The sequence below is a fragment of the Actinosynnema sp. NPDC023794 genome, assembly GCF_040639675.1.
GTDB lineage: Bacteria > Actinomycetota > Actinomycetes > Mycobacteriales > Pseudonocardiaceae > Actinosynnema > Actinosynnema luteola.
Genome location: NZ_JBFAFR010000045.1, coordinates 1 through 24,191, shown reverse-complemented (window position 1 = coordinate 24,191; position 24,191 = coordinate 1). Strand labels below are relative to the sequence as shown.

16 protein-coding genes and 1 pseudogene are annotated in these 24,191 nt (G+C 71.7%); 5 read left to right on the top strand and 12 right to left on the bottom strand.

Annotation, left to right across the window (positions count from 1 at the left end; translation table 11 throughout):
• The first annotated feature begins 65 nt into the window (after positions 1-65).
• The gene (locus AB0H12_RS42035; protein ID WP_499631334.1) at positions 66-2,042 is read left to right on the top strand and encodes an alpha-glucuronidase; all 1,977 of its coding nucleotides are present in this window, start codon (positions 66-68) and stop codon (positions 2,040-2,042) included.
• A gap of 49 nt (positions 2,043-2,091) precedes the next feature.
• Here the strand turns inward: AB0H12_RS42035 and AB0H12_RS42030 are convergent, their stop codons facing one another.
• From AB0H12_RS42030 to AB0H12_RS42000, 7 genes are all read right to left on the bottom strand, one after another.
• Positions 2,092-4,122, bottom strand: a complete 2,031-nt coding sequence (locus AB0H12_RS42030; RefSeq protein WP_499631331.1) for a beta-galactosidase — start codon at positions 4,120-4,122, stop codon at positions 2,092-2,094.
• On the bottom strand, positions 4,119-4,817 hold the full coding sequence (locus tag AB0H12_RS42025; RefSeq protein ID WP_499631328.1) for a DUF624 domain-containing protein: 699 nt from the start codon (positions 4,815-4,817) through the stop codon (positions 4,119-4,121). Before AB0H12_RS42025 ends, AB0H12_RS42030 begins: the two co-directional genes overlap by 4 nt.
• Entirely contained in the window at positions 4,814-6,346 is a 1,533-nt protein-coding gene (locus AB0H12_RS42020; RefSeq protein WP_499631326.1) for a GH39 family glycosyl hydrolase, read from the bottom strand. The genes AB0H12_RS42025 and AB0H12_RS42020 overlap by 4 nt, the downstream gene beginning before the upstream one ends.
• Before the next feature lie 101 nt (positions 6,347-6,447).
• On the bottom strand, positions 6,448-8,079 hold the full coding sequence (locus AB0H12_RS42015; protein ID WP_499631323.1) for an ABC transporter substrate-binding protein: 1,632 nt from the start codon (positions 8,077-8,079) through the stop codon (positions 6,448-6,450).
• A gap of 50 nt (positions 8,080-8,129) precedes the next feature.
• Entirely contained in the window at positions 8,130-9,065 is a 936-nt protein-coding gene (locus tag AB0H12_RS42010; RefSeq protein WP_499631321.1) for a carbohydrate ABC transporter permease, read from the bottom strand.
• Positions 9,062-10,051 carry an ABC transporter permease gene (locus AB0H12_RS42005; protein WP_499631318.1) on the bottom strand — a complete coding sequence of 330 codons (990 nt, stop codon included), beginning with the start codon at positions 10,049-10,051 and terminating at the stop codon, positions 9,062-9,064. The genes AB0H12_RS42010 and AB0H12_RS42005 overlap by 4 nt, the downstream gene beginning before the upstream one ends.
• Positions 10,048-12,441, bottom strand: coding sequence for a beta-xylosidase/alpha-l-arabinosidase (locus AB0H12_RS42000; protein WP_499631315.1), 2,394 nt, complete (start codon positions 12,439-12,441; stop codon positions 10,048-10,050). The genes AB0H12_RS42005 and AB0H12_RS42000 overlap by 4 nt, the downstream gene beginning before the upstream one ends.
• Before the next feature lie 311 nt (positions 12,442-12,752).
• On the opposite strand from AB0H12_RS42000, the gene AB0H12_RS41995 reads away from it, so the two are divergent.
• The gene (locus AB0H12_RS41995) at positions 12,753-13,814 is read left to right on the top strand and encodes a LacI family DNA-binding transcriptional regulator (RefSeq protein ID WP_499631312.1); all 1,062 of its coding nucleotides are present in this window, start codon (positions 12,753-12,755) and stop codon (positions 13,812-13,814) included.
• 147 nt (positions 13,815-13,961) lie between these two features.
• On the opposite strand, the gene AB0H12_RS41990 is transcribed toward AB0H12_RS41995, so the two are convergent.
• The 3 genes from AB0H12_RS41990 to AB0H12_RS41980 form a co-directional block, all read right to left on the bottom strand.
• A complete protein-coding gene (locus AB0H12_RS41990) occupies positions 13,962-14,921 on the bottom strand; it encodes a glutathione S-transferase family protein (RefSeq protein WP_499631400.1) in 960 nt (319 codons plus the stop codon).
• A 133-nt stretch (positions 14,922-15,054) separates the two neighbouring features.
• Positions 15,055-18,132, bottom strand: coding sequence for a discoidin domain-containing protein (locus AB0H12_RS41985; RefSeq protein WP_499631309.1), 3,078 nt, complete (start codon positions 18,130-18,132; stop codon positions 15,055-15,057).
• Positions 18,133-18,146: 14 nt separating this feature from the next.
• Positions 18,147-20,777, bottom strand: a complete 2,631-nt coding sequence (locus AB0H12_RS41980) for an NPCBM/NEW2 domain-containing protein (RefSeq protein WP_499631305.1) — start codon at positions 20,775-20,777, stop codon at positions 18,147-18,149.
• A 209-nt stretch (positions 20,778-20,986) separates the two neighbouring features.
• Between AB0H12_RS41980 and AB0H12_RS41975 the strand changes: the two genes are divergently transcribed.
• Complete coding sequence (locus tag AB0H12_RS41975) at positions 20,987-22,141, top strand: AI-2E family transporter (RefSeq protein WP_499631302.1); 1,155 nt, start codon at positions 20,987-20,989, stop codon at positions 22,139-22,141.
• 106 nt (positions 22,142-22,247) lie between these two features.
• Positions 22,248-22,721 carry a winged helix-turn-helix transcriptional regulator gene (locus AB0H12_RS41970; protein WP_499631299.1) on the top strand — a complete coding sequence of 158 codons (474 nt, stop codon included), beginning with the start codon at positions 22,248-22,250 and terminating at the stop codon, positions 22,719-22,721.
• Here the strand turns inward: AB0H12_RS41970 and AB0H12_RS41965 are convergent.
• The gene (locus AB0H12_RS41965; protein ID WP_499631296.1) at positions 22,672-23,541 is read right to left on the bottom strand and encodes a DUF4345 domain-containing protein; all 870 of its coding nucleotides are present in this window, start codon (positions 23,539-23,541) and stop codon (positions 22,672-22,674) included. The two genes, AB0H12_RS41970 and AB0H12_RS41965, sit on opposite strands and share 50 nt — an antisense overlap.
• 425 nt (positions 23,542-23,966) lie before the next feature.
• On the opposite strand from AB0H12_RS41965, the pseudogene AB0H12_RS41960 reads away from it, so the two are divergent.
• Positions 23,967-24,098, top strand: a pseudogene (locus AB0H12_RS41960) (CsbD family protein); the annotation flags it as partial.
• On the opposite strand, the gene AB0H12_RS41955 reads toward AB0H12_RS41960, so the two are convergent.
• Positions 24,097-24,183 carry an FAD-dependent monooxygenase gene (locus AB0H12_RS41955; RefSeq protein ID WP_499631398.1) on the bottom strand — a complete coding sequence of 29 codons (87 nt, stop codon included), beginning with the start codon at positions 24,181-24,183 and terminating at the stop codon, positions 24,097-24,099. The pseudogene AB0H12_RS41960 and the gene AB0H12_RS41955 sit on opposite strands and share 2 nt — an antisense overlap.
• Positions 24,184-24,191 lie beyond the last annotated feature (8 nt).

Here is a 24,191-nt window from a genome sequence, read left to right as displayed (position 1 = left end):
GCCGGGGAAGCAAAGGCGACATAGTTTGGCGATGTCACCAATCCCCGTCCGGGAGGAACTTCCACATGATCGGCGTGCACCCCGCGTGGCTACCGGCCTCCGCGTTCCGGCCGATCGGCTCACGGCGGGTCCGCGTCATCGGGGACGGCCCGGTCGTCGCCACGGTCCGCTCCGAGGTCGAGGCGGCAGCGGCCGAGCACGGCGGCGCGCTGGTCGACGACGGTCCCGCGGACCTGGAGCTGGTGTGCGCACCGGACGACGGCGAGACGGATCCCGAGGCGTTCGCGGTGGGTCGCGCCGGCACCACCACGGTGGTCCGCGCGATCGACGGCGTCGGCCTGCTCTACGGCTTCCACCACGTGGTGCGGCAGGGCGAAGCGGCCTTCACGGGCGAGGCGCGGCCGGAGCGGCACGCGCCGCGGCAGCCGGTCCGCATGCTCGACCACTGGGACAACGTCGACGTGCACCCGGTGATGGGCCAGGTCGAACGCGGGTACTCGGGCGGCTCGATCTTCTACGCCGACGGCGCGGTCCGCGCCGACCTCTCCCGGGCACGCGCGTACGCGCGGCTGCTCGGCTCGATCGGCGTCAACCGGGTCGGCCTCAACAACGTCAACGTGGGCCGCACCGAGGCCCGCCTGCTCACCGACCTGCTGCCGGACGTGGTGCGGCTGGCGGACGTGTTCCGCCCGCACGGGATCAAGGTGCACCTGTCGGTGAGCTTCGCCGCGCCGATCACCCTCGGCGGCCTGCCGACCGCCGACCCGCTCGACCCGGCCGTGCGCGACTGGTGGGCGCGCACGACGGCCGAGGTGTACGCGGCGATCCCCGACTTCGGCGGGTACGTGGTCAAGGCCGACTCCGAGGGCCAGCCCGGCCCGTTCGCCTACGGCCGCGACCACGCCGACGGCGCGAACGCGCTGGCCCGCGCCCTCGCGCCGTTCGGCGGCACGGTGTTCTGGCGAGCGTTCGTCTACAACCACCGCCAGGACTGGCGCGACCGCTCGACCGACCGCGCCCGGGCCGCCTACGACAACTTCGCCCCGCTGGACGGCGCGTTCGACGCGAACGTCGTGGTGCAGGTGAAGGCCGGTCCGATGGACTTCCAGGTGCGCGAGCCGGTGTCCCCGGTGATCGCGGCCATGCCGCGCACCCGGCTCGCGGTCGAGTTCCAGGTGACCCAGGAGTACACCGGGCACCAGAAGCACGTGTGCCACCTCGTGCCGCAGTGGCGCGAGATGCTCGGCTTCCAGCTGTGGGGCGAGGGCGGGCAGACGGTCGCGGACGTCGCCGCGGGCCGGGCCGCGGCACCGGCCGGTGGCGTGGTGGCGGTGTCGAACGTGGGCGAGGACCCGTTCTGGACCGGGCACCCGTTGGCGCAGGCCAACCTGTTCGGCTTCGGCCGGCTCGCGTGGGACGAGCGGCTCGCGCCGGAGGCGGTGCTGGACGAGTGGATCGGCCTCACGTTCCCCGATCCCCCGACCGTGCGCGAGGCGTTGCACGAGGTGATGGACGGGTCGTGGTTGACCTACGAGCGGTACACGGCGCCGTTGGGCGTCGGCTTCATGGTGCAGCCGGGCCTGCACTACGGGCCGAACGTGGACGGCTACGAGTACTCCTCTTGGGGCACGTACCACTTCGCCGACCGGGACGGCGTCGGCGTGGACCGCACGTGCGCCACGGGCACGGGCTTCGCCGGCCAGTACCCGCCGCCGTGGCGCGACCGGTACGAGTCGGTCGGGACGTGCCCGGACGAGCTGCTGCTGTTCTTCCACCACGTGCCCTACGACCACGTCCTGCACTCGGGGACGACCGTGATCCAGCACATCTACGACACGCACTTCGCCGGTCACGAGGAAGTGCGGCGGATGGCCGCCACGTGGGCGTCGTTGGAGGGCCGCGTGCCGGCGGAGGTGTTCGACCGCGTCACCGGGCTGATGGCGGAGCAGCTGCGGTCCGTGAAGGAGTGGCGTGACCAGGTGAACACGTACTTCTGGCGCAAGTCGGGCGTGCCCGACGCGCACGGCCGCACGATCCGCTGAACGCGGAACGGCCGCCGGGTCCGCGGACCCGGCGGCCGTCGTCGGCCCGCTACTCGCAGCGGAGCACCAGGACCGCGGTCGGTGCGAGTTCCAGCTCGTCGCCGACCCGGAGCTCATGCCCGCTCAACAGGTCCGTGCCGGCCACCGGCGCGGGCACGGTCCGGGCCTCACCGTGGTTGAGCACGAACAGGTACCGCGTGCCGTCCGGCACGACGCGCTCGGTGACCTCGACGTCCGGCACGTCGCCGAGCGGCCCGACCAACCCGTGCTCCGCCAACGCCGTGCGCACGACGGCGGCCACGCCGGCGTCGTCCAGCAACGTCGCCACGTACCAGGCGTGGCCGCGCCCCCGTGCCGCACGGGTCACGGCGGGCGTGCCGGCGTAGAAGTCCGCGCCGTAGGCGCCGAGCACCTCCGCGTCGTCCGGCACGACCACCTCGAACACGTGCCGGGCTTCGTACTCGACGCCGAACAGCGTCACCGGGTTCACCACGTCGGGCTGCTGGGCGTCGGTCTCGTCGACCCGCATCCCGAGCAGCGACGCGAACGGCCCCGGAACGTCGGCCAGGAACGCGTTGTCGTCCTCGTCCACCCGACCCGACAGCGCCGTCGTCACGAACGTGCCGCCGCGCTCGACCAGCGCCGTCACCCGCTCCGCGAGATCGCCCTTCACCATGTGCAGCAACGGCGCGACGACCACGTCGTAACCGGAGAGGTCGGCCGTCACCGGCACGACGTCCAGCGGGACGTTCGCCTGCCACAACGCCCGGTGGTAGGCGGTCAGCACGTCCAGGTAGCGCACGTTGCGGTTGGGGCCGTCGGATATCTCGACCGCCCACCAGCTGTCCCAGTCGACGAGCAGCGCGGCGCGCGCGGGCGTGCGGCCACCCAGCAGCGCGTCACCGACGCGGGCGAACTCGTCGCCCAGCTCGGCGACCTCCCGGAACACCCGCGTGTCCGTCCGGCCCGCGTGGTCGAGCACCGCGCCGTGGTACTTCTCGCACGCGCCCCGCGACTGCCGCAACTGGAAGTACAGCACCGCGTCCGCGCCGTTGGCGACCGACTGCCACGACCACAGCCGCAGCACACCGGGCCGCTTGACCGGGTTCACGTCCCGCGAGGCGGTCACCGACGGGGTCTGCTCCATGACCCAGAACGGCTCGCCGTCGCGCAGCCCGCGCATCAACCGGTGCGCCAACGCCATCCGCGCGGCCGTGCGGGTGGACGACCGGTCCTCCGGCGGGTAGTTGTCCCACGACGCGAAGTCCAGGTGCGGCGCCCACCGGTGGTAGTCGATCGGCTGGTACAGGCCCATCATGTTCGTCGTCACGGGCGTGTCCGGCGAGTACTTCCGGGTGGCGGCCTTCTCCGCCAGGAACCCGTCCAGCAGCGCGTCGGACATGAACCGCTTGTAGTCGAGCGTGATGCCTTGGAACGCGGTGTGGTCGGGCCCGCGCCAGTGCTCCGACAGCGCGTTCGGCGGCTCGATCTGCGCCCACTTGGTGAACGTGTGCGACCAGAACGTGGTGTTCCACGCGGCGTTGAGCCGGTCGAGGCTGCCGTAGCGCCGGCGCAGCCACTTGCGGAACGCGTCACCGCAGTTGTGGCAGAAGCACGCGCCGCCGTACTCGTTGCCGATGTGCCAGGCCACGATCGCCGGGTTGGCCCCGTACCGGCGGGCCAGCCGCTTGGCCAGCGCCACGGCCGCCCGGCGGAAGTCGGACGACGACGGGCAGGCGTTGTGCCGCTGCCCGTACACGTGCTGCCGCCCCTCGAAGTCGACCCGACACGCCTCCGGGTACTTCCGCGCCAGCCACGGCGGCATCGCGCCGCTGGGCGTCGCCAGCACGATCCGCATGCCCTCGGCGGTCGCGCGGTCCACGATCGCGTCCAACGTAGAGAAGTCGTAGCCGAACTCGGTGGGCTCGAGGTGGGCCCACGCGAACACGCCCACGGTGACCGTGTTGATGCCGGCGAGCTTGAACGCCGCGTAGTCGTCGTCCCAGACCTCGCGGGGCCACTGCTCGGGGTTGTAATCGCCGCCGTAGCCGATCCTCCGGGGCACGCTCTGCGGGGTCACGCGGTGAACCTCTCGGTGGCGTCGCGCAGCACCGGCTCGGCGTTGCGCAGCAGCAGCAGGGTGAACGGGGAAGCGAGCAGCGCGAGCACCCAGTCGGAGGTGAGCACGACGAGCCCGCCGGCCGCGACGAGCAGCGACAACGCGCCGAGCGCGCTCGCGGGCCGTGCGGCCAGGTAGTAGGACGCCAGGCGCGCCGTGTCACGGGTGCGCAGCGACAGCGTGGACGACAGCACCAGCGCTTGGGTCGACCACACCAGCACGGCCACCGCGACCACGATCAGCACCAGGCCGTACCCGGGCGGCACACCGGCCAGCTCCAGGTTCGCCAGGCTGAAGCCGATCACGGTGAGCACCGCCAGCGCGGGCAGCCACCAGCGCAGCACGTCGAGCCAGTTGAGCCGGTAGCCGCGGCGGAAGTGCCGGGCGGGGGAGAGGTCTCGGTCGTCGAGGAACACCCGCCAGGCGTAGACGGCGGCCGACAGCGCCGGGCCCACGGGGGAGAAGCACAGCCCGATCAGCGGCGCGTTGCCCGCGCTGCGGTCCAGGAACAGCAGCGCGAGGAAACCCGGCGCCGTCGTCAGCGCCAGCATGGCCTCGATGACGACGAACCAGTACACGACGGACGCGATGCGCGACAGGATGCCCGCACCGATCTCGGCGGCGGGATCACCCCGTCGTTCGGCCGCCACGGTCACGGCCTCTCGTGCGGCGCCACGAGCCGGTCGTCGGAGGCGCCGAGCAGCCGCCGGTCGTCCAGTCCTTCGTGCTCCTCGGCGCGCACGGGCGTGAGTTCGACGAACGTGACCTCGTGCCGTGCCAGCGCGAGGTCGAGCTCGACCCGCCCGCCCACGACCGCGGCCGACCGGTGCTCCAGGGCGGGACGTGCGCAGTCGCGCAGCACGTCGAGCGTGCGGAGGTCGGGCGAGCGCGGACGCCCCAGCTCGCGCCACGCGCCGAACGCGTTGCCGTCGTGCTCGTTGACCCGCTCCCGGCGGACGAACGCGCGCGGACCCGTCAGCGGGACCGACAGCCGCACCTCGTGCCGGGCGGGCGCGTCCGGACCGTCGGTGCCGCCGACCGGCTGCCAGGCCAGCACGGTGATCCGGCCGTCGTCGGTCGCGCACACCAGGTGGTCCGCGCCGCGCGCCAGCACGTGGGAGCCCATCCGGGCCATGAACGTGTAGAGGTGGTAGGTCGGCTTCGGCACCTGCCGGTGCGTGAGCAGGCCGAAACCGCCGTGGAACAACGAGGTCGGCACGTTCTCCTCCTCGAAGACGTCGCAGAACGTCCAGTAGGAGTACGAGTCCACCAGGTCCGTGCCGCCGGCGAGCACCGGGGCCAGGTACGCGGCGTGGTAGGCCGTGTCGTGGATCGGGTTGTCCGGCCGGTAGGAGCTGTTGAACTCGGTGATGTGCACCGGCAGCCCGGCCAGCGCCGTGCCCGCCAGGTGCTTGCGCGGCGCGTCGAACTGGTCCAGCAGCGTGCCGGGCGCGGCGAGCGTCTGGTACGTGCCGAACGGGACGTGCTGCGCCGGGCCGGAGGTGTAGGCGTGCCTGCTGACGAAGTCGATGGGCACGTCGCGGCGGGTGACGAACTCGGCGAACGGCTCCCACCACTCGTCCGAGCCGGGCGAGATCGCCGGGCCGCCCACTTGGAGCCCGGCGTCGACGTCCTTGACGGTCCGGGCGGTGAGCTCGTAGAGGCGGAAGTAGGCGGCCTGGTCGGCGCCCTTCCAGAAGTTGACCAGGTTCGGCTCGTTCCACACCTCGATCGGCCAGGTGCGCACCTCGGCCAGGCCGTAGCGGTCGACCAGGTGCCGGACTACGGCGCGGACCAGCGCCGCCCACTCGTCCCAGTCGTTCGGCGGGGTGATGTTGCCCTTCCACCAGAACACCGTGTCGTCGCCGGAGGCGAGCGCGGTCGGCATGAACCCCAGCTCGACGAACGGCCGGATGCCCAGCTCCAGGAACCGGTCGAAGACCTGGTCGACGTACGTGAACGAGTACCGGGTCACCCCGTCGCCGGACCGGCGGTGCACGCCCATGTCGTCGGACAGCAGGCCGTGGCCGCGGATGTGGCGGAAACCGATGTCGCGTTGCACCCGGGCCAGGGACTCCTGGTAGTCGGCGCGCAGCGCGAGGTTGAGCCGGCCGGTGCCGACGCAGTGGCGCCACGACTCGGACAGGCGGCCGATCGGCTCGCCGGGGACGGTAACGCGGTTCAAAACCCCTCCACAACCGAACGGCCCGCCGCTCGCGGTGCGACGGCGGTCGAACACCGACGCGGTCCGGTCACGGCGCGACACCGCGACCGGACCGCGAGCACTCACCCGTTCTTCTCCTTGTAGCGCTTGTAGGCGCCGTTGACGAGCTCGACGAGGTCGTTCGAGCCCTTGGCCTCCAACTCCTTGACGTAGGCGTCCCACGTGGAGAGGTCGCGCTGGCCGAGGATGAACTGCAACGTCGACTGCGTGACGAAGTCCTTGAGCGGGCTCTCCAGCAGCGCGGCGCGCTCGCGCTCGTCCTCGTTCAGCGGCGCGGGCGGGGCCAGCGGCTCGACCTTCTTGTCGGCCATCGTCTTCTGGAAGGCGATCTCCTCCTCGGTGAACATCGACTGCAGCAGCTCGGTGGCGCCGCCGTAGTAGAAGACACCGCCCTGGAAGCCGAAGTCGCGCTGGAGGTTCTTCGGCGCGCCGACGTTCATGCCGCCGAACGCCACCTCGGGCTTGAGCGTCCGCTTACCCGAGGCGTCCTTGTCGTAGGTCGTGCCCTTGACGCCCCACTTGGTGAACTCCTGCGCCTCGTCGGAGTACCAGAGCCAGTCGATGAACTGCATCGTCGCCACGAACTTGTCGCTCTCGACCGCCTTCGCCGACACCATCAGGCCGCTCTCCAGGCGCGTGCCGCGGATGACGTTGCCCTTGGGCCCGGCGGGCAGCGGGATCTTCGCCACGGTCGCGCCGGGGATCTTGGAGACGTTCGGCCGGTAGTCGTTGACGATGTTCTGCGCGTTGCTGCTGATCGCGAACGACTTGCCGCTCGCGAACTTCTGGATCGCCGCGTCGTCCTTCTGCGTGAAGCTCTCCGGGTCCATCAGACCTTCGGCGACGAGCTTGTGGAAGTACTCGATCAGCTGCTTGTACTCCGGGGTCGCGCCGGTGAGCTCGTACTTCTGCGCGGACTCGTTCCAGATCGTGTTCTTGACGTAGCCCCACCCGGCCTGGGTGCCGAAGGTCTGGCCCGCGTAGTTGAGGATCGACTTGGCCTCGAAGCGGTCCGACAGCGGGTAGCTGTCCGGGTTCGCGGCCTTGATCGCCTTGAGGACGGTGTAGACCTCGTCCCAGTTCTTCGGGGCCTGCAGGTTCAGGCGCTTGAGCTCGTCGGTGCGGAACGCCAGCGTGTAGTCCTGCCACACCTTCTCGTGCATGCCGGGCAGCACGTAGAACTTGCCGTCCTCCTGGCGCAGCGTGTTCAGCTCCGGCTGGAGCTTCCACCTCTCGACCTTGTCCTTGAAGTGCGGCATCAGGTCGATGTAGTCGCTCACGGGGAGGATCGCGCCGGAGGACACGAACTGCTCCTCCTGACCCGGGTAGGTCTTGGAGATGATCGTCGGGGCGTCACCCGAGCTGATCAGCAGACCGCGCTTCTGGTCGTAGTCGCTGTAGGGCACGACCGTCGGCTTGATCGTGACGTTGGTCCGCTGGGTGATCTCCTTCCACAGCAGCCAGTCGTCCTTGATCGGGTAGTGCGACTGGTCGAGGTAGAGCAGGCTCACGTCGACCGGCTCGGTGGCCTTGAACTGCGCGCCCGCCTTGTAGTCGGCCATCGACGCGGTCTTCTTGCCGTCGAGGTTGACGCCGCCTCCCGCGTCCGCGCCTTCCTCGCTGCACGCGGCCAGGCTGACCACGAGGCTGCCGGCGACGGCAGTCAGAAGCGTTCGCTTCCATTTGGTTCGCATCGTGCTGTCTCCTCAGGTGATTGACGCCGTCGTCAACTGGAGCGGATGCGCTACTGCTTGACCGCGCCGAGCATCACGCCCGACACGAAATAGCGCTGGATGAACGGGTACACGGCGACGATGGGCAGCACGGTCAGCACCATCGTCACGGCCTTGATGTTCGCGGAGATGGCCACCGCGTTGGTCTCGACCGCGCCGACCGACGTCGCCGAGGTGGCGCCGGCGATCATGTTCCGCAGGTACACGGTGACCGGGAACAGGTCCGAGCGGTCGAGGTAGAGGAAGGCCTGGAACCACGAGTTCCAGTTCGCCACCGCGTAGAACAGGATCATCGTGGCGAGCACGGCCTTCGACAGCGGCAGCACGATCCGCAGCAGGATGCCGTAGGTGTTCAGGCCGTCGATCGCGGCGGCCTCCTCCAGTTCCGTCGGCAGGCTCTCGAAGAACGCCTTCATCACCAGCAGGTTGAACACGCTGATCGCGTTCGGCAGCACGATCGCCCAGATCGTGTTGGTCATCCCGAGCCCGTTGACCAGCACGTAGTTCGGGATCAGGCCGCCGTTGAAGAACATGGTGAACACCGCGACGCCGACCAGCAGGCCCCGGCCCTTGAGCCGGTGCTTCGACAGCACGTACGCGTAGATCGTGGTGAGCACGATCGAGATCGCGGTGGCCGTCACGGTGTAGACGACGGTGTTCAGGTAGCTGTTCCAGAACGCCGGGTCGGACGCGACGAGCTTGTAGGTGTCGAGGTTGAAACCGCGCGGCACCAGGTTGACCTGGCCGGTGCGGATGTAGACCTCGCTGCTGAACGACTGCGCCACGATGTTGACGAACGGGTACAGCGTCACCGCGACCACGCCGAGCAGCAGCACGACGTTGACGACGCGGAAGATCCGGTAGCCGCGCGAGTCGTCCAGCGAGGTGCGGCGGGGCCCGGCGGGCTTGTCCAGCCGGTCCGCGAGGCGCGTCGGGTCGGTGGTCACCACAGGCTCGTCCCCACTGCTCGTCGCGAGATCGCGTTGGCGGACAGGATCAGCGTCAGACCGATGATCGACTCGAACAGGCCGATCGCGGCGGCGTAGCTGAAGTTGTTGGACACCAGGCCGACGCGGTAGAGGTAGGTCGACACGACGTCCGCGGTGGGATAGGTCAGCGGGTTGTACAGCAGCAGGACCTTCTCGAACCCGACCGCCATGAACGTGCCGATGTTGAGGATCAGCAGCGTGATCATCGTCGGGCGGATGCCGGGCAGCGTCACGTGCCACGTCTGCTGCCAGCGGTTCGCGCCGTCGATCCGGGCCGCCTCGTAGAGCTGCGAGTCGATCGTTGTCAGCGCGGCCAGGTAGAGGATCGTGCCCCAGCCGACGGTCTGCCAGACCTCCGAGGAGACGTAGATCGTGCGGAACCAGCTCGGGTCCTGGATGTAGGACACCGCCTCGCCGCCGAACGCGCGGACGACCTGGTTGACCGTGCCCTCCAACGACACCAGCTGCATGACCATGCCGGCCACGATCACGATCGACAGGAAGTGCGGCAGGTAGGACACCGTCTGCACGAACCGCTTGAAGTACCGCGAGCGGACCTCGTTGAGCAGCAGCGCCAGCACGATCGGCAGCGGGAAGGCGAAGAACAGCGACAGCGCGCCGAGCACCATCGTGTTGCCGAAGACTTCCCAGAAGTTCGGGTCGTTGATGAACATCTTGACGTAGCGCAGGCCGACCCACGTCTCGCCGTAGATGCTGCCGCCCGGCACGAACTTGCGGAACGCGATGACGTTGCCGAGCATCGGCGCGTAGCGGAAGATCAGGAAGAACAGCAGCGGGACGATGACGAGCGTGTAGAGCTGCCAGTCCCGCTTCCAAGCCTTGCGCCAGGTGGTCTTGTACCGGGGCGTCTTGGGTGTCCGGGGCGGTTTCCGGGTCCGGTCCGGCGTCGCCTCGGCCGCCGGTTCGCTGATCTGGGTGGTCATGCTCGTTCCACCTCCTCGTGGGTGACCGACACGGCGGTGAGCCAACGCCGCGTGTGGTCGACTTCGCGCAGCGGGCCGACGAGCCTCAGGTCCACCGCTTCGTGCGCGTCCGCGCTCGACCGGGACACGCGCAGCTGCACCGCGCCCGGTTCCACCACGCGCTTGCCGTCCCGGCCGGTGAACGACGTGACGTCGGCCGGCACGCGGAACGTGACGCGTGCCGACGCGCCACCGTCCAACTCCACCCGCGCGTAGCCGATGAGCCGCACGACCGGGCGGGTCACCTGCGCGACGGGGTCGTGCAGGTACAGCTGCACCACGTCCGCGCCGGAGCGCGTGCCGGGGTTGCGCACGTCGAGTTCGACCTCGACCTCGCCGTCGGTGGGCCACGGCCCGTCGCCGGACACCAGGCGCACGGGCGACCAGGTGAACGTGTCGTAGCCGAGGCCGTGGCCGAACGGGAAGGCGTGCGTCGGGTCGACGTTGGACACCTCGGTGCGCCGGCCGAGCGGCGCGGACAGGTAGGTGCCGGGCTGGCCGGACGGGTCGTTCGGGATGCCGACGGGCAGCCGGCCCGACGGCGCGACCACGCCGGTCAGGACGTCCGCGAGGGCACGCCCGCCGAGCTGTCCGGGGAAGAAGGCCTGCACGACCGCCGCCGCGCCGTCGGCCAGGTCGCCGATCGCGTAGGGCCGTCCGGTGATCAGCAGCAGCACGACCGGCGTGCCGGTGGCGAGGACGGCGCGGACCAGGTCGGTCTGCGCGCCGGGCAGCCGCAGGTCGGTCGCGTCGCACCCCTCGCCCGAGGTGCCGCGCCCGAACAGGCCCGCCCGGTCGCCGACGGCGACGACGCACACGTCCGCGTCCCTGGCGGCCGCCACCGCGGCGGCGATGTCGTCCGCGTCGGGCTCGGCGGAGACCTCGCAGCCCTTCGCGTGGGCGATGTCGCCGCCCACCGCGTCGCGCAGCGAGGACAGCACGGTCGGGATCTCCAGGCCCAGCCCGGCGTCCGGGTGGTGCACGCCGATGTGCGCGGGGAACGAGTAGCAGCCGAGCATCGCCATCGGGTCGTCGGCGAGCGGGCCGACCACCGCGAGCCGGACGTCCGGCCGCAGCGGCAGGACGCCGTCGTTGGCCAGCAGCACCACGGATTCCCGGGCGAGGCGGAGCGTGACGTCCTGGGCTTGCGGTGAATCCAGCCGCAGGTCGTCGACGTTCGCCGGCAGCGCCGACCAGTCCGGGTCGAGCAGGCCGAGCTCGACCTTCTGGCGCAGCACCCGGCGCAACGCCCGGTCCACCAGGCCCTCGTCCACGTCGCCGCGCTCGACCGCGTCGCGCAACGGCGTGCCGTAGCAGCGCACGGTCGGCAGCTCGACGTCCACACCGGCGGCGAGGGCCAGCGCGGCGGCGTGCGCCTCGTCCTCGGCCACGCCGTGCAGGGTCTGGAGGAACTTGACCGCGAAGTAGTCGGCGACCACCGTGCCGTCGAAGCCCCAGGTGTCGCGCAGCAGCGTGGTGAGCAGGCCGGCGTCGGCCGCGGACGGCAGGCCGTCGATCTCGGTGTAGGACTGCATGACCGACCGGACGCCGCCGTCGCGCACCGCCATCTCGAACGGCGGCAGGATCACGTCGGCGAACTCGCGCGGGCCGACGGCCACCGGCGCGAGGTTGCGCCCGGCGCGGGAGGCCGAGTAGCCGGCGAAGTGCTTGAGCGTGGCCACGATCCCCGACTGTTCCAGGCCGCGCACGTACGCCGTGGCAACCGTGCCCACGAGGTACGGGTCCTCGCCGATGGTCTCTTCGGTGCGGCCCCAGCGGTAGTCGCGGGTGACGTCCAGGACCGGCGCCAACCCCTGGTGCACGCCGGCCGCGCGCATCGAGGCGCCGATCAGGCCGGACATCTCGGCCACCAGGTCGGGGTCGAACGACGCGCCCCAGGCGAGCGGCGCGGGGTAGGCGGTCGCCTGCCACGCGGCGAAGCCGGTGAGGCACTCCTCGTGCACCAGCGCCGGGATGCCGAACCGGTTGGCCTCGGCCACCTGCCGCTGCGACGCGGCGAGCGAGCGGGCGCCCGCCACCGGGTCGACCGGCCGGGTGCCGAACGGGCGGGTGAGCTGGCCGAGGCCGTGCGCGATGACGTCCGCCCAGACCACCGGGTCGCTGGTCAGGTCGTGCTGGTGCGGTGCGACGCCGGCACCGGAGGGGTCCGCGCCGACCCAGACACCGACGAGCTGGGCCAGCTTCTCGTCGAGCGTCATCGCGTCGACGAGCGCGTCCACCCGTTCGGCGACGGGCCGGGAGGTGTCCCGCCACGCCGCGCTCGGCCGGTCGGCGGCAGTCGGGACGGCGTCGCCTGCCGGCGTCGTCGCGACTTCCGTCGTCCTGTTCATCATCGACCAGGTACCCCCGCTCACGTCCTCGTGAAGACCGAAACTATCGAAGTACTTTCCGACACGCCGATCTGGTGGGGAGACCGTAGGAGGATCTCCCCAAGACGTCAACAGTCCGTGTCCTTCCTGTGTCTTCGCAGTTCACAGGTATGAACCGGTGCGGAGATCCGCCCGGTTTACTGGACCGATCACGTCAAGAAAGTACGCCGATAGCTGTCATGCTGGTGATCGGAAGGTCGAACCTTTACGCTCGGCCGTCGAAACTTTAGATCCGGTGCGGTGCGCGGACCGCGACGCGGACAGGGGGCAGCATGAGTTCGTCGACCGAGCGGGACGCCGCCGGCGTCGTGCCGGAGAAGACGGTGAAGGGCGCGGCGTCGATCTCGTCCATCGCGGCCGAGGCGGGGGTGTCGATCCCGACCGTCTCGAAGGTCCTCAACGGACGGCCCGACGTCGCGCCGGACACGCGCGCCCGCGTGGAGAGCATCATCGAACAGCACCGGTACCGGCGACGACGAGCGCGCCAGTCGTCCCGGCCGGCGCTCATCGACCTGGTGTTCCACGAGATGCACTCGGCGTGGTCGACCGAGATCATCCGCGGCGTGGAGCTGGCCGCGGCGAACGAGCGCGCCGCCGTGGTGCTGTCCGAGCTCGGCGGCGAGCACCGGCCGCGCCGCGAGTGGTTCGACGACCTGCTGGCCCGCCGGCCGCTCGGCGTGATCCTGGTGCTGGCGGGGTTGGACGACGAGCAGCGCCGCCAGCTCACGACGCGCAACATCCCGTTCGTCTTCGTGGACACCGCGGGTGAGCCGCCGCCCGGCGTGCCGACGGTGGGGTCGGCGAACTGGGCCGGCGGCCTGGCCGCGACCCGGCACCTGCTCGGGCTCGGCCACCGCCGGATCGCGGTCATCTCGGGGCCGACGACCATGCTGTGCAGCCGAGCGCGCGTCGACGGCTACCGCAGCGCGCTGGAGGACGCGAACGTCGTCGTGGACCACGATTTCGTGCGGTACGGCGACTTCTACGTCCAGGGCGGGTACGGGCACGGCATGGAGCTGCTCAGCAGGCCCGACCCGCCGACCGCGATCTTCGCGGGCTCGGACTTCCAGGCGCTGGGCGTGATGCGGGCGGCGCGGGAGCTCGGGCTGTCCGTGCCGGACGACCTGTCGATCGTCGGCTACGACGACCTCTCCGTGACCGAGTGGATAGGGCCTCCGCTGACCACCGTGCGGCAGCCGCTGCGGGAGATGGCGACCACGGCCGCGCAGATGGTGTTCAGCCTGGCGCGCGGCGAGCGTCCGCCGAACGAGCGCATAGACCTCGCCACGGAACTCGTGGTGCGGGAGAGCACCTGCCCGCCCCGGGCACGGTGACCGCTGGTCCGCGACCACCGACGTCGGCCGGCCCGAGGGAACTCGGCAGCCGCGCTCGGGCCGCCTCCAGGCGAGCGGCGTAGTCCGGTGCGAAGACCTCGACCAGCGAGGTCTCCAACGTGTACGTGACGTCCGTGGTCGCAGCGGTCAGCGCAGTGGCGTGTGCGCCGGGTCGACCCGTTCGCCGTCGCGGACGGGTCCCGGCGGCGTGCCGTCGCCGAACGGCCGCCCGCCGAGCGCCTCGCGGCCGTGCGGCGTGACCCAGCCGGAGAGGTCCGGCCCGGCGGGCACGATCCCGCTCGGGTTGATGTCCTTGTGCACGACGTAGTAGTGCTGCTTGATCTGGGCGAAGTCGATCGTGTCGCCGAAGCCGGGCGTCTGGAACAGGTCGCGGGCGTAGGCCCACAGCGCCGGCATCTCGGCCAGCTTGTTCCGGTTGCACTTGAAGTGGCCGTGGTAGACGGGGTCGAAGCGCGCGAGCGTGGTGAACAGGCGGACGTCGGCTTCGGTGATCGTGTCGCCGACGAGGTAGCGCCGGTCGCGCAGCCGGTCCTCCAACCAGTCCAAGGCGTTCCACAGGCGTGTGCAGGCCTCGTCGTAGGCCTCCTGCGTGCCCGCGAAACCGCACCGGTAGACGCCGTTGTTGACGTCGGCGAAGACCCGCTCGTCGACCGCCTCGATCTCGTCGCGGCGCCGCTGCGGCAGCAGGTCGGGCGCACCGTCGCGGTGGTGCTCGCGCCACTCGGTGGACAGGTCGAGCGTGATCTGCGCGAAGTCGTTGGTCACCACCGCGCCGGTCGTCGTGTCGACGATCGCCGGCACCGTGATCCCGCGGGGGTACTCGGGGTCCCGCTTGAAGTAGGCCTCCTGCAACCGCTCGATCCCCAACACGGGGTCCCGCCCACCGGGATCGAGGTCGAACGTCCACGACCGCTCGTCGTGCGTGGGTCCGGGCATCCCGAGCGAGAGCGCGTCCTCCAACCCCAACAACCGCCGCACGATGATCGACCGGTTGGCCCAGGGACATGCCCGCGCCGCCACCAACCGGTACCGCCCACCGACGACCGGGAACCCGTCCCGCCCGTCCGCGGTGATCCGCGTGGTGATGTACCGCGTGTCGCGGGTGTACTCCTTCCCCTTGACGGAGTACGTCCCACCCCGCTGGTGCTCGGGGTTCCCGCCGGCAACCGAAGTCTCACTCACCTTCCCGAGCCTACGTCTCCACCACGTTCCCGGCCTCTCACGCGGGGTGGACCGTGAGGGCGGTGAGCGCGGCTTGGCCCGCGTGCCAGTCGGGGGTCGCCACGGCGACGTACCGGGCCGCGGTGTCGAGGGTCAGGTGGGCGCGGTGGCGGCGGGGGACCGGGGTCGGTTGGCTGTAGGTCCGGCCGTCGGTGCTGGTGGTGACGGTGCAGGCGGGGACCTGGCCGGCGGTCCACGTCAGGTCGATCCCGGCGATGTGGTGGGCAGCGCCGAGGTCCACCACCATCCGGCCCGCCGGTCCCGGTGTCCAGGCGGTGTCGGGGTCGTCGTCCACGGCGGCGGCCGGGTCGGACATGCCCGGTGGCAGGGGAGAGGTGGGGTAGGTGGTCCGGCCCAGGGCCAGGTCGGCGAGGGGGTACGGGCGGGTGTGCGGCATGGTGACGTCACGCCGCACGCGCGGTGGCAAGGTGACCGGGACGCGGCGGCCGTCGGCGGACACCACGGTCAGGCGGGCGACCCGGCCGGAGCCGGTCAGGGTGACCTGCGCGCCGTGGTGCACGACGGCGGTCACGCCGATCGGCACGTCGCCCTCCAGGGTGAACCGGGGCGGTTCGACGCGGGCGGTCGCGGGATCCAGTCGCAGGTCGTAGTCGGTGCCGGTCGGTGTCACGACCTGGTGACCGGCGTAGAGGCGGAGCGCGCCGCGGTCCTGGCGGAGGGACACCGTGCCGGCAGCCGGTGCGCCGGAGAGGTTGAACAGGCTCAGGTAGCCGTCGGCCGCACTGGCGCGAACGGTGGCGGGGGAGCAGACCGGAGCGCCCGCCGCGGCCGACCCGGGCAGGTCGGGCGGTCGGACGTAGCCCTCGACCACCATGCCGGCGGCCGGCCCGTCGGACAGCACCACGGTGTCACCGGTGACCGTGATCGGGTTCGGCGACCCGTGCACGACGAAACCCGCGCGCCCGTCCACGTCCAGCCAGCCGCCCGTGCTGCGCAGGTCCGGCTTCGGGTACTCCACCGCCGTCGACCACGTCACGCCGTCCGGTGACGTCTGCACCCGGTACGCCCGCCCGGCCGCCGCTTCCCAGTACAGCCGCACCCGGTCCAGCTCCACCTGACCGCCGAGGTCCACCGCGAGCCAGCTGTCGGCCCGACCCCGATCCGCCCGCGACACCGCCCACCGCGTGGTGTGACTGCCGTCCGTGGCCGACCCGGGCTCACGACCGGTGTCCCAGGACGACGCCGTGGTGGCCCGGCCGCGCGCCAGGTCCGGCCCCTCCCCGGCCCGCACCTCCAGCGTGAACAGCGAGTACCCGTAAGTCGGATGAGGCGAGACGCCGACCATGCGCACGTGCCGTGCGGTCACCGTGCCGAACGCCAGGTCGTCCACCCGCGCGACACCGGCCGCGAGCGAATCCGCGGACGCCACCGTGACGACGCCCTCGGCCGCCCGGTACGTGCGGGAACCGTCGAGACCCGGCACGCCCGGCATGGTCAGGTTGTGCACGTCCACGCGGCCTTCGCCGGCCGCCAGGCCCGACGTCGCGTAGACCACCGTGCCGGTGGGCAGGGTCGCCGTGCCGACGTGACCACCGGCGAACGCCAGCAGGGTCGCCGTGCCGTCGAACCCGTCGCGAACCCGTTGGTACACCGCGGCGGAACGCCCGAGGACGGCCAACGACGTCGACGGCACGAGCATCGGCGTGTCGCCGCTGACCACGAACAGCCAGTCGTCGTGCCCCGGCTGCCAGGCGAACTTCGCGTACCCCGCCTTGGTCACGGTCCCCGCCCACGCGCGGGCCGACTGGTGCGCCACCAGCCCCGGCTCGACGCCGTGGTCCGCGACGCCGGCCGCCGCGGCGAAGAACTCCTCCTCCGACACCGGCTCCACCACCGGCCCGGTGCGGGCTCGCCACTCGTGCAGCAGGTAGCTGATCGCGAGTTCCGCCCGCGCCTCCGGCTCGTACTTCGCCTCACCGGAGAACTTCGCCAGCCGGTGCACCGGCGGGTAGGCCTGGTACGCCGCCAGCCGTGACGCCAACGCCGCCTCCGCGCGGGCCGCCAGCCGGTCGCCCAACACCTGCGAGCGGAACGCCAGCGGGATCACGTCACGGCCGTAGAGGTGCTCCCGGTCGTCCACCATCGGCATCAGCGGCTCGCCCGCGTCGCTCATCGTGGCCAGGATCGTGCGCCACAGCCGCTCGCCGTTGGGCTGCGCGGTCAGCACCTCCGGCAACGGCGTGCCGGCCAGCAGGAAGTGCACCGCGTTGCGGCCGGACGTGCGCCACAGCTCTTCCTGGTAGTGCGGCCCGTACGAGCCGTGGTTCTCCACGATGAACGTGTCGTGCGCGTTCGCCGCGGTGTTGGCCGAGACCGGCGCCCCGTCCACCACCGACGGGTTGGCCAGGTCGGCGGCCGGCACCCCGGCCTCGTTGCGGCTCCACCGGCCGAACGCCTCGCGCCACGCGCGCGCGTCCGGGTCGTCGGCCGCCCACGCCAGCCCCGGTGCGAGGGCCTGCGTGTAGACGCCCATCTCCTCGAGCTTCGTGTCGCCGCGGTACCCGCCGGTGAGCCCGTTGGGCGTCCACCCGCCGGAACGCGGGTCGTTCCCCGTGCCGAGCGCGGCGGTGTAGGCGGCCTGACCGCGGGCGATCACGTCGACGGCGGCACGCGTCGCCGGGCCGAGGTCGGCCCACAGCAGGCGCGCGGCGAGCACGAAGTACGACTGGAACGTGGTGTCCCAGAACAACGTCTTGCCCCACTCCGCGCCGCCCGCCAGCACGTTGCTCGCGGCGAAGTGCCGGATCGTGTCCACGGTGTGCGCGTGCAGCACCGACTTGGCCACGCCGGTGAGCTCGGCGTCGTAGTCGCCCCTGGTCAGCAGGACCGCGTTGCCGAGGACGACGGCGAACCCGAAGTCCGCCCGCCGGTACCGGCCCGCCACCGGGTCGTACTGCTGCTCGGCCCACCTCGTGTGGCGCGACAACACCTCGAGGTACAGCCGCGCCACCGGGTCCGCGTCGACCGGGGACCCGGCGAACGCGAGCCGGGGCGCCAGCGCCAACGCGCCGCCGACACCCACCGCCCGCAGCAACTGGCGACGGTTGATCCGCATGCCCGGAACCCCTCTCACGCGCAGGCCAGCCGGGCGTCGGCCCAGTCGGCGTGGTCGAAGTTGCGGCCGTCGCCGCCGTCGGTCACGCGGAGGTCGACCATCCGGACGCCGGTGGTGTCCACCGTGATCGGCCGGGCCGGGTCGGCGCCGCGCAGCACGCCGCTGTCGTGCAGCAGCCTGCCGTCGCCGTAGACCTGGAACACCACCGAGCCCGGCGACGTGGTCTCGTCGTCCAAGCCGATCACGGCGGTCAACGCCCGGCACCCACCGCCCAGGTAGACCGACAGCTCGGACGGCGCGTGCACGCCGACGCCCTTCCCGTACACGACACCCCCGATGGTCAACGGGCTGCCGTCACCGCCCGCGTTCTCGCCGTTGGACCGGTCCCGCTCCGCCGGGCCCCAGCCGTTGCTCTCGCTCATGAACGGCAGGTCGCTCACGTACGGCTCGCCGGTCGGCGCGGGCGGCGGCACGAACACGCGCACCGCCCGCTCCACGTGCACCCGCGGGTGCCCCGGCGCGCGGAACTCCGCGAACACCGGCACGTCCACCGCGCCGACCGGGCTGTCGTCACCCACCCGCACGGTCCACCGACCGGTGAGCGCCTCGCCCGGCCGCAGGGCACGTCGCTCGACCGGCGCGCCGGTCACCGTCCAGCCCTCGGGCGCCGCCGCCGTCAGCACGACGTCCTCGATGGCGGCCTCGGCCGTGAAGCTCCCCGTGACCTCGAACGTCGACCCCGACACCGCGTCCACGACCTCCGGAGGCGTGACCGCGAGCGTGGTGGCGGGCACGGGCACGACCGGCCGGTCGCACGTCAGCATCCCCGGCAGGTACGGGCAGATCACCGCCGCGAAGCCGCCGTTGCGCGGCACCGCGACCTCCAGCGCCGCCGACGACCGCGCGATCCGGGCGTCCCGCCGCACGTCACCGCGACCCTCGCCGTCCCGCACCACCTCGACCAGCCACTGCCCGCCGCCCAGGAACCCCAGCGACGCCCGCAGCGCGCGCGGATCACCGGCCGCCACCGCGCCGACGAACCAGCGGTCGCCGGACCGCCGCGCCACCACCGCGTGATCGGACGGGTCGCCGCCCAGCACGCGGGTCTCGTCCCACACCGTCGGCACCTGGCTCAGGTACCGCAACGCCTCCGGGAACCGCTCGTAGGCCTCGGGCCTGTCGGCGAAGTGCGTCCACCCCGACTCGTACAGCACCGGCAGCGCGACCTCGTGCGCGACCGAGGCCTCCTTCGTGCCGACCTCCAACGACACCGGCGTGTAGTCCATCGACCCGACCACGTTCCGGGTGAAGAACTGCACCGGGTTGGCAGCCGCCGGCGGGAAGTTCTCCGCGCCGCGCACGGCCTCCATCGTCATCACGTGCGGCCACGTCCGGGCCAGGCCGTGCGGGATGGTCGAGCCGTGGAAGTTCACCATCAGGCGCAGCTCGGCGGTCTTCGCCAGCACCGCGTCGTACCACTGGTAGCGGGCCCGGGAGTCGGACTCCATGAAGTCGAGCTTCACGCCGCGCACACCCCACTGACGCACCCTGGGCAGCACGGTGTCGCGCTCGGCCTCCGTGTCCAGGGCGGTCCAGTGGAACCACAGCAGCACCTCGACGCCCTTGGCGCGGGCATACCGGACCAGCTCCGGCACCCACGTGTCGCGCCACCCCTCGTCCACCAGCACGTACTCCCAGCCGTGGCGGGCGGCGAAGTCCACGTACCGCTTCTGCCGCTCGAAGTCGCCGGTGCTGGAGTGCTCGCTCAGCCACGACCACGCGACCTTGCCCGGCCGGACCCACGAGGTGTCGGTGATCCTGGAGGGCGAGGCGAGGTCGTCCACCAGGGTCGACTCGCCGATGGTGGCGAGGGAACCCACGATCGCGGTGCGCCAGGGCGTGCGCGAGACGTCCGCGACCCGCTCGTCCGCGAGCACGACCCGGTAGTCGGCCGACCCGGCGGCGTGCCGCAGCCTGCTGCCCGGGTACCGGCCGTCCACATCGGACTCGGTGAGCAGGGCGTAGTCGTCGCCCACCCGGAACAGCGAGGGGTAGCCGTACTCGCCCTCCGCCGCGCCCGCAGCCGTCGTGCGCACGCGGTTGGCCTCGTACCAGGCGTTGTAGGGCAGCAGCCAGGCCGGGGCGTCCGCCGGCAGCCGGAACGACGACGCCTCGCCGGTCACCGTGACGGCGTCCGGCACGACGTACCGGTAGGCCACGCCGTCCGGCGCGACCCGCACCACCAGGTCCAGCCGCGCCCCTGCGGGACCCGCGAACGTCAGCACGGTTTCGGTCATCCGGGCCTGCCGCTGCAGCCGCTTGCCGGTGGTCATGGAGTACCGCTCGGTCACGAGCCGGTCCGCGCGGCCGACCGCCCGCAGATCCCTGGTCAGGTCGGCTTCGCTGGTGCGCAACCCGATCGGCGACGGCGCGAGCACCGTGCGGCCCTGCCGGGAGACGGCGAACGCCAGGCCGCCGGTGGCGGGGTCGAGGGTCACGTGCGCGGCCACGGCGGCGGAGCCGGGCGCGGTGATCAGCCACTCGGCGGGCGCCGCCGACGCGGGCGTGACCGGCACGAGGACCGAACCGAGGACGGCGAACAGGGCCAAGAGCCGCACCGTGATGACGTGGCGAAGCGATGACATCGTTGTCAACTCCCGATGCTGGTCGCGCCGGATGACTGGGACCGCCATCGTCAGCGCCCGGCGAGAGACTGGTCAAGGTCATCGACCGGACAGGTTTTGTCCTGGTGCGGGTCTTGACACGGGGTGGGGCGGCACGCTCGGCGCGGCCGGTTCTGGCAGGCTGCCGCACAGGCGCCGCAGGGCGCGACGCGGTGGAGGGATGGGGAGACGTGAGCGCTGAAGACCGCCGCTGGACCGATCGCGGTCAGGCCGTCGGGCACGGGGTGACCTGGCTGGCGCGGTGGAGCGCCCGCCTGGCGCTGGTCGCGATCGGCTTCTGGCTGCTGTGGACGCTGATCGGCAGGCTGTGGGTCGTGGTGATGCCGGTCCTGCTCGGCCTGCTGATCACGACCGTGCTGTGGCCGCCCGCCCGGTGGCTGCGCTCGCGCGGCGTGCCCGCCGCGTTGGCCGCGACGATCGTGCTGCTCGCCGGGCTGATCGTGCTCGGCGGCGTGGTGGCGTTGATCACGACGTCGATCGCGTCCGGCGTGCCCGAGATCGCCGACAGCGCGACCCGGGCCCTGCAACAGGCCCTCGACTGGGCCGCGGGTCCGCCGCTCAACATCGGCGAGGGCCAGCTCGACCAGCTGCTGCAGCAGGGCATCGACCAGTTGCGGTCCAGCGTCGGGTCGATCGCGAACAGCCTGCTCACCGGGGTCGGCACGGTGACCTCCGGCCTGGTCACCGGCATCGTCGCGCTGCTGCTGGCGTTCCTGTTCGTCAAGGACGGGCCGCGGTTCACGCCGTGGCTGCGCGGCGTGATCGGCGAGCGCGCCGGCGGGCACGTGACCGTCGTGCTGGAGCGGGTCTGGACGACGTTGGGCGACTTCATCCGCACCCAGGCGGTCGTGAGCCTGGTGGACGCGGTGCTGATCGGCCTCGGCCTGGTGGTGCTCGGCGTGCCGCTGGCCGTGCCGTTGGCGGCGTTGACGTTCCTCGGCGGTTTCGTGCCGATCGTCGGCGCGTTCATCGCGGGCGCGCTGGCCGTCCTGGTCGCGTTGGTCAGCAACGGCCCGACGACCGCGCTGATCATGCTGGTCATCGTCGTCGTGGTGCAGCAGGTGGAGGGCAACGTGCTCCAGCCGGTGCTCCAGTCGCGGAGCCTGCGCCTGCACGCCGCCGTCGTGCTGCTGGCCGTGACGGCGGGCAGCACCCTCTACGGCATCGCGGGCGCGTTCCTCGCGGTGCCGGTCGTGGCCGCCGTGGCGGTCGTCCTGCGTTACCTGGGCGAGGTCATCGACCGGGGTTCCGCGCCGCAGCCCGCCGTCCCGGACCGGCCGGACGAAGCGGACCGCGTGCCGGACGTGGAGCCGCCACGACCGTGAGCGCGTGCGGCCCGCTGCGGCATCCCGATGCCCCGGCGGGCCGTCTTCGCCGACCGGCGCTCCGACGAACGGGATCCGTGACGAATGCCGTGGCTATCATGCGCGGATGCTCCGACGCACATACGACGACCAGGTCTGCTCCATCGCGCGCGCCCTCGAGGTCGTCGGCGAGCGCTGGACGCTGCTGATCGTGCGGGACGCGATGGCCGGGGTCACCCGCTTCGACGGGTTCCTGCAGCGCATGCCGATCGCGCGCAACGTGCTCAGCGACCGCCTCAACGGCCTGGTCCAGTACGGCGTGCTGGAACGCGTGCTCTACCAGGACCGGCCGCCGCGCCACGAGTACCGGCTCACCGCCAAGGGACGTGAGCTGACGCCGGTGCTCCTGTCGCTCATGGCGTGGGGCGACCGCCACATGCCCGAGGAGACCGGACCGCCCGCGCTGGCCGAGCACGCGGGCTGCGCCGGCCTCGTCCACACGCGGATGGTCTGCGACTGCTGCGAGCAGGAGGTCGCGCCCGACGTGGTGGTCATGCGGCCAGACGGCGCTGCCACAGCACCAGGACCGGCGGCACGATGAGCTCGATCGCCAGCAGGACCAGCATCATCGCGTGCGGCTGACCGACCGCCAGCCACGACACGATCCGCGCCAGACCGCCGACGAACACGGCCGCGCTGACGAAACGCAGCACCGCGGTGGCCTCCCGGACGCGCGGCACGACGGACAGCATCGCGACCCCGATCGCGAGCCACATCGCGGAGAAGAACCGGTAGTTGCTGTCCAGCGTCGGCTCCGGCCGCGGGCTGCCCGGCAGCAGCACGGTCGGCCCCAGCACGACCTCCAGCAATCCGGTGCCCGCGACGAACAGCCCGAGCACCACCAGCACCGCTTGGAACGCCTTCATCCCGACCCCCGTCGCACCTGGCGCGCGAACCTCCGCCGAGCCGCCGGAACCGGCGCACGCCTTGCGGCGACAGCGGATCCGCGCTTCGACGATCAAGCTCCCCGGCGTGACGGTACCACCGGGTAACTTGACGAGCCGGTCGTGTCGATCAGGTGGCGCGGAGTGACGATCCCGTGCCTGCCGGGGCGTGGCCGTCATCGCGTCCACGCATCTGCCGGGCGGCGGCACGCCGACCGTTCCGGTGGAGTCCGTCTTCGGTCCGCCGATCTGGCCGCTGGACGGCGGGTGGAACCGGGAGAGCCCCGCGCAGCACGTCGGTTCACTGCGCGGCAGGGGTGTCGCGATGTACAGGTCGCCGCCGGCATCCCGTACACGTTCGTCGACGACGGCGACGGCAGCGGGTGGGCGGAGGGCTGCACGGGCAAGCACGCCCAGCCTCCGTGCCTGATCGCCGACATCGACCACTTCGTGGACCCGCTGATGGGCAAACCTCACCCATCCATAGCCGCGCGCCGCCTCGTCACCGGACCCACCCCGCCGGGGTCCGGTGACGACGCCTCACCGCTGACCGACTCTTCCTCACGCCCTGACCAGCACCTTTGCTGATCACCAGCTCCACGATCGGGTGGTCTTGCCGGCGAGTCTCAAATAATACGCCGTTATCATTGGGCTCAAACGTCGGTTGAAAACAAGGAGGCCCGCGACCAACCACCCGCCTACCCACGCCACAGGCCGCGCCCAGGACGAGGAGCCAGGCCCCAGCCACCGGCCGCGACCGGGACGGCGTCAGGTTCGGCCGCCTGACCGTGACCGGCCCCACTGGTGGCGCGCCTGCGGTTCACACCGTCGAGCCCGCCCCCACGCGATGATCCGCGATCGTCGGCCGGTTTCCGCGGTCCTGGAGGGGGTATCCGGGTGTCATGGGTATCGACGACAAGTTCGACGCCAAGGCCGACGAACTCAAGGGCAAGGCGAAGGAAGCGGCCGGTCGTGCGACCGACGATCCCGACCTGGAGGCCGAGGGCCGGGGTGAGCAGGTCAAGGGCAACCTCAAGCAGGCGGCCTTGGCTTCCACGCGATGTCGTACCCGTCGCCGATCGCCGTGTTGCCGCCGAGCCCGCCGGTCGGCGGTGTCACCTTCGCCG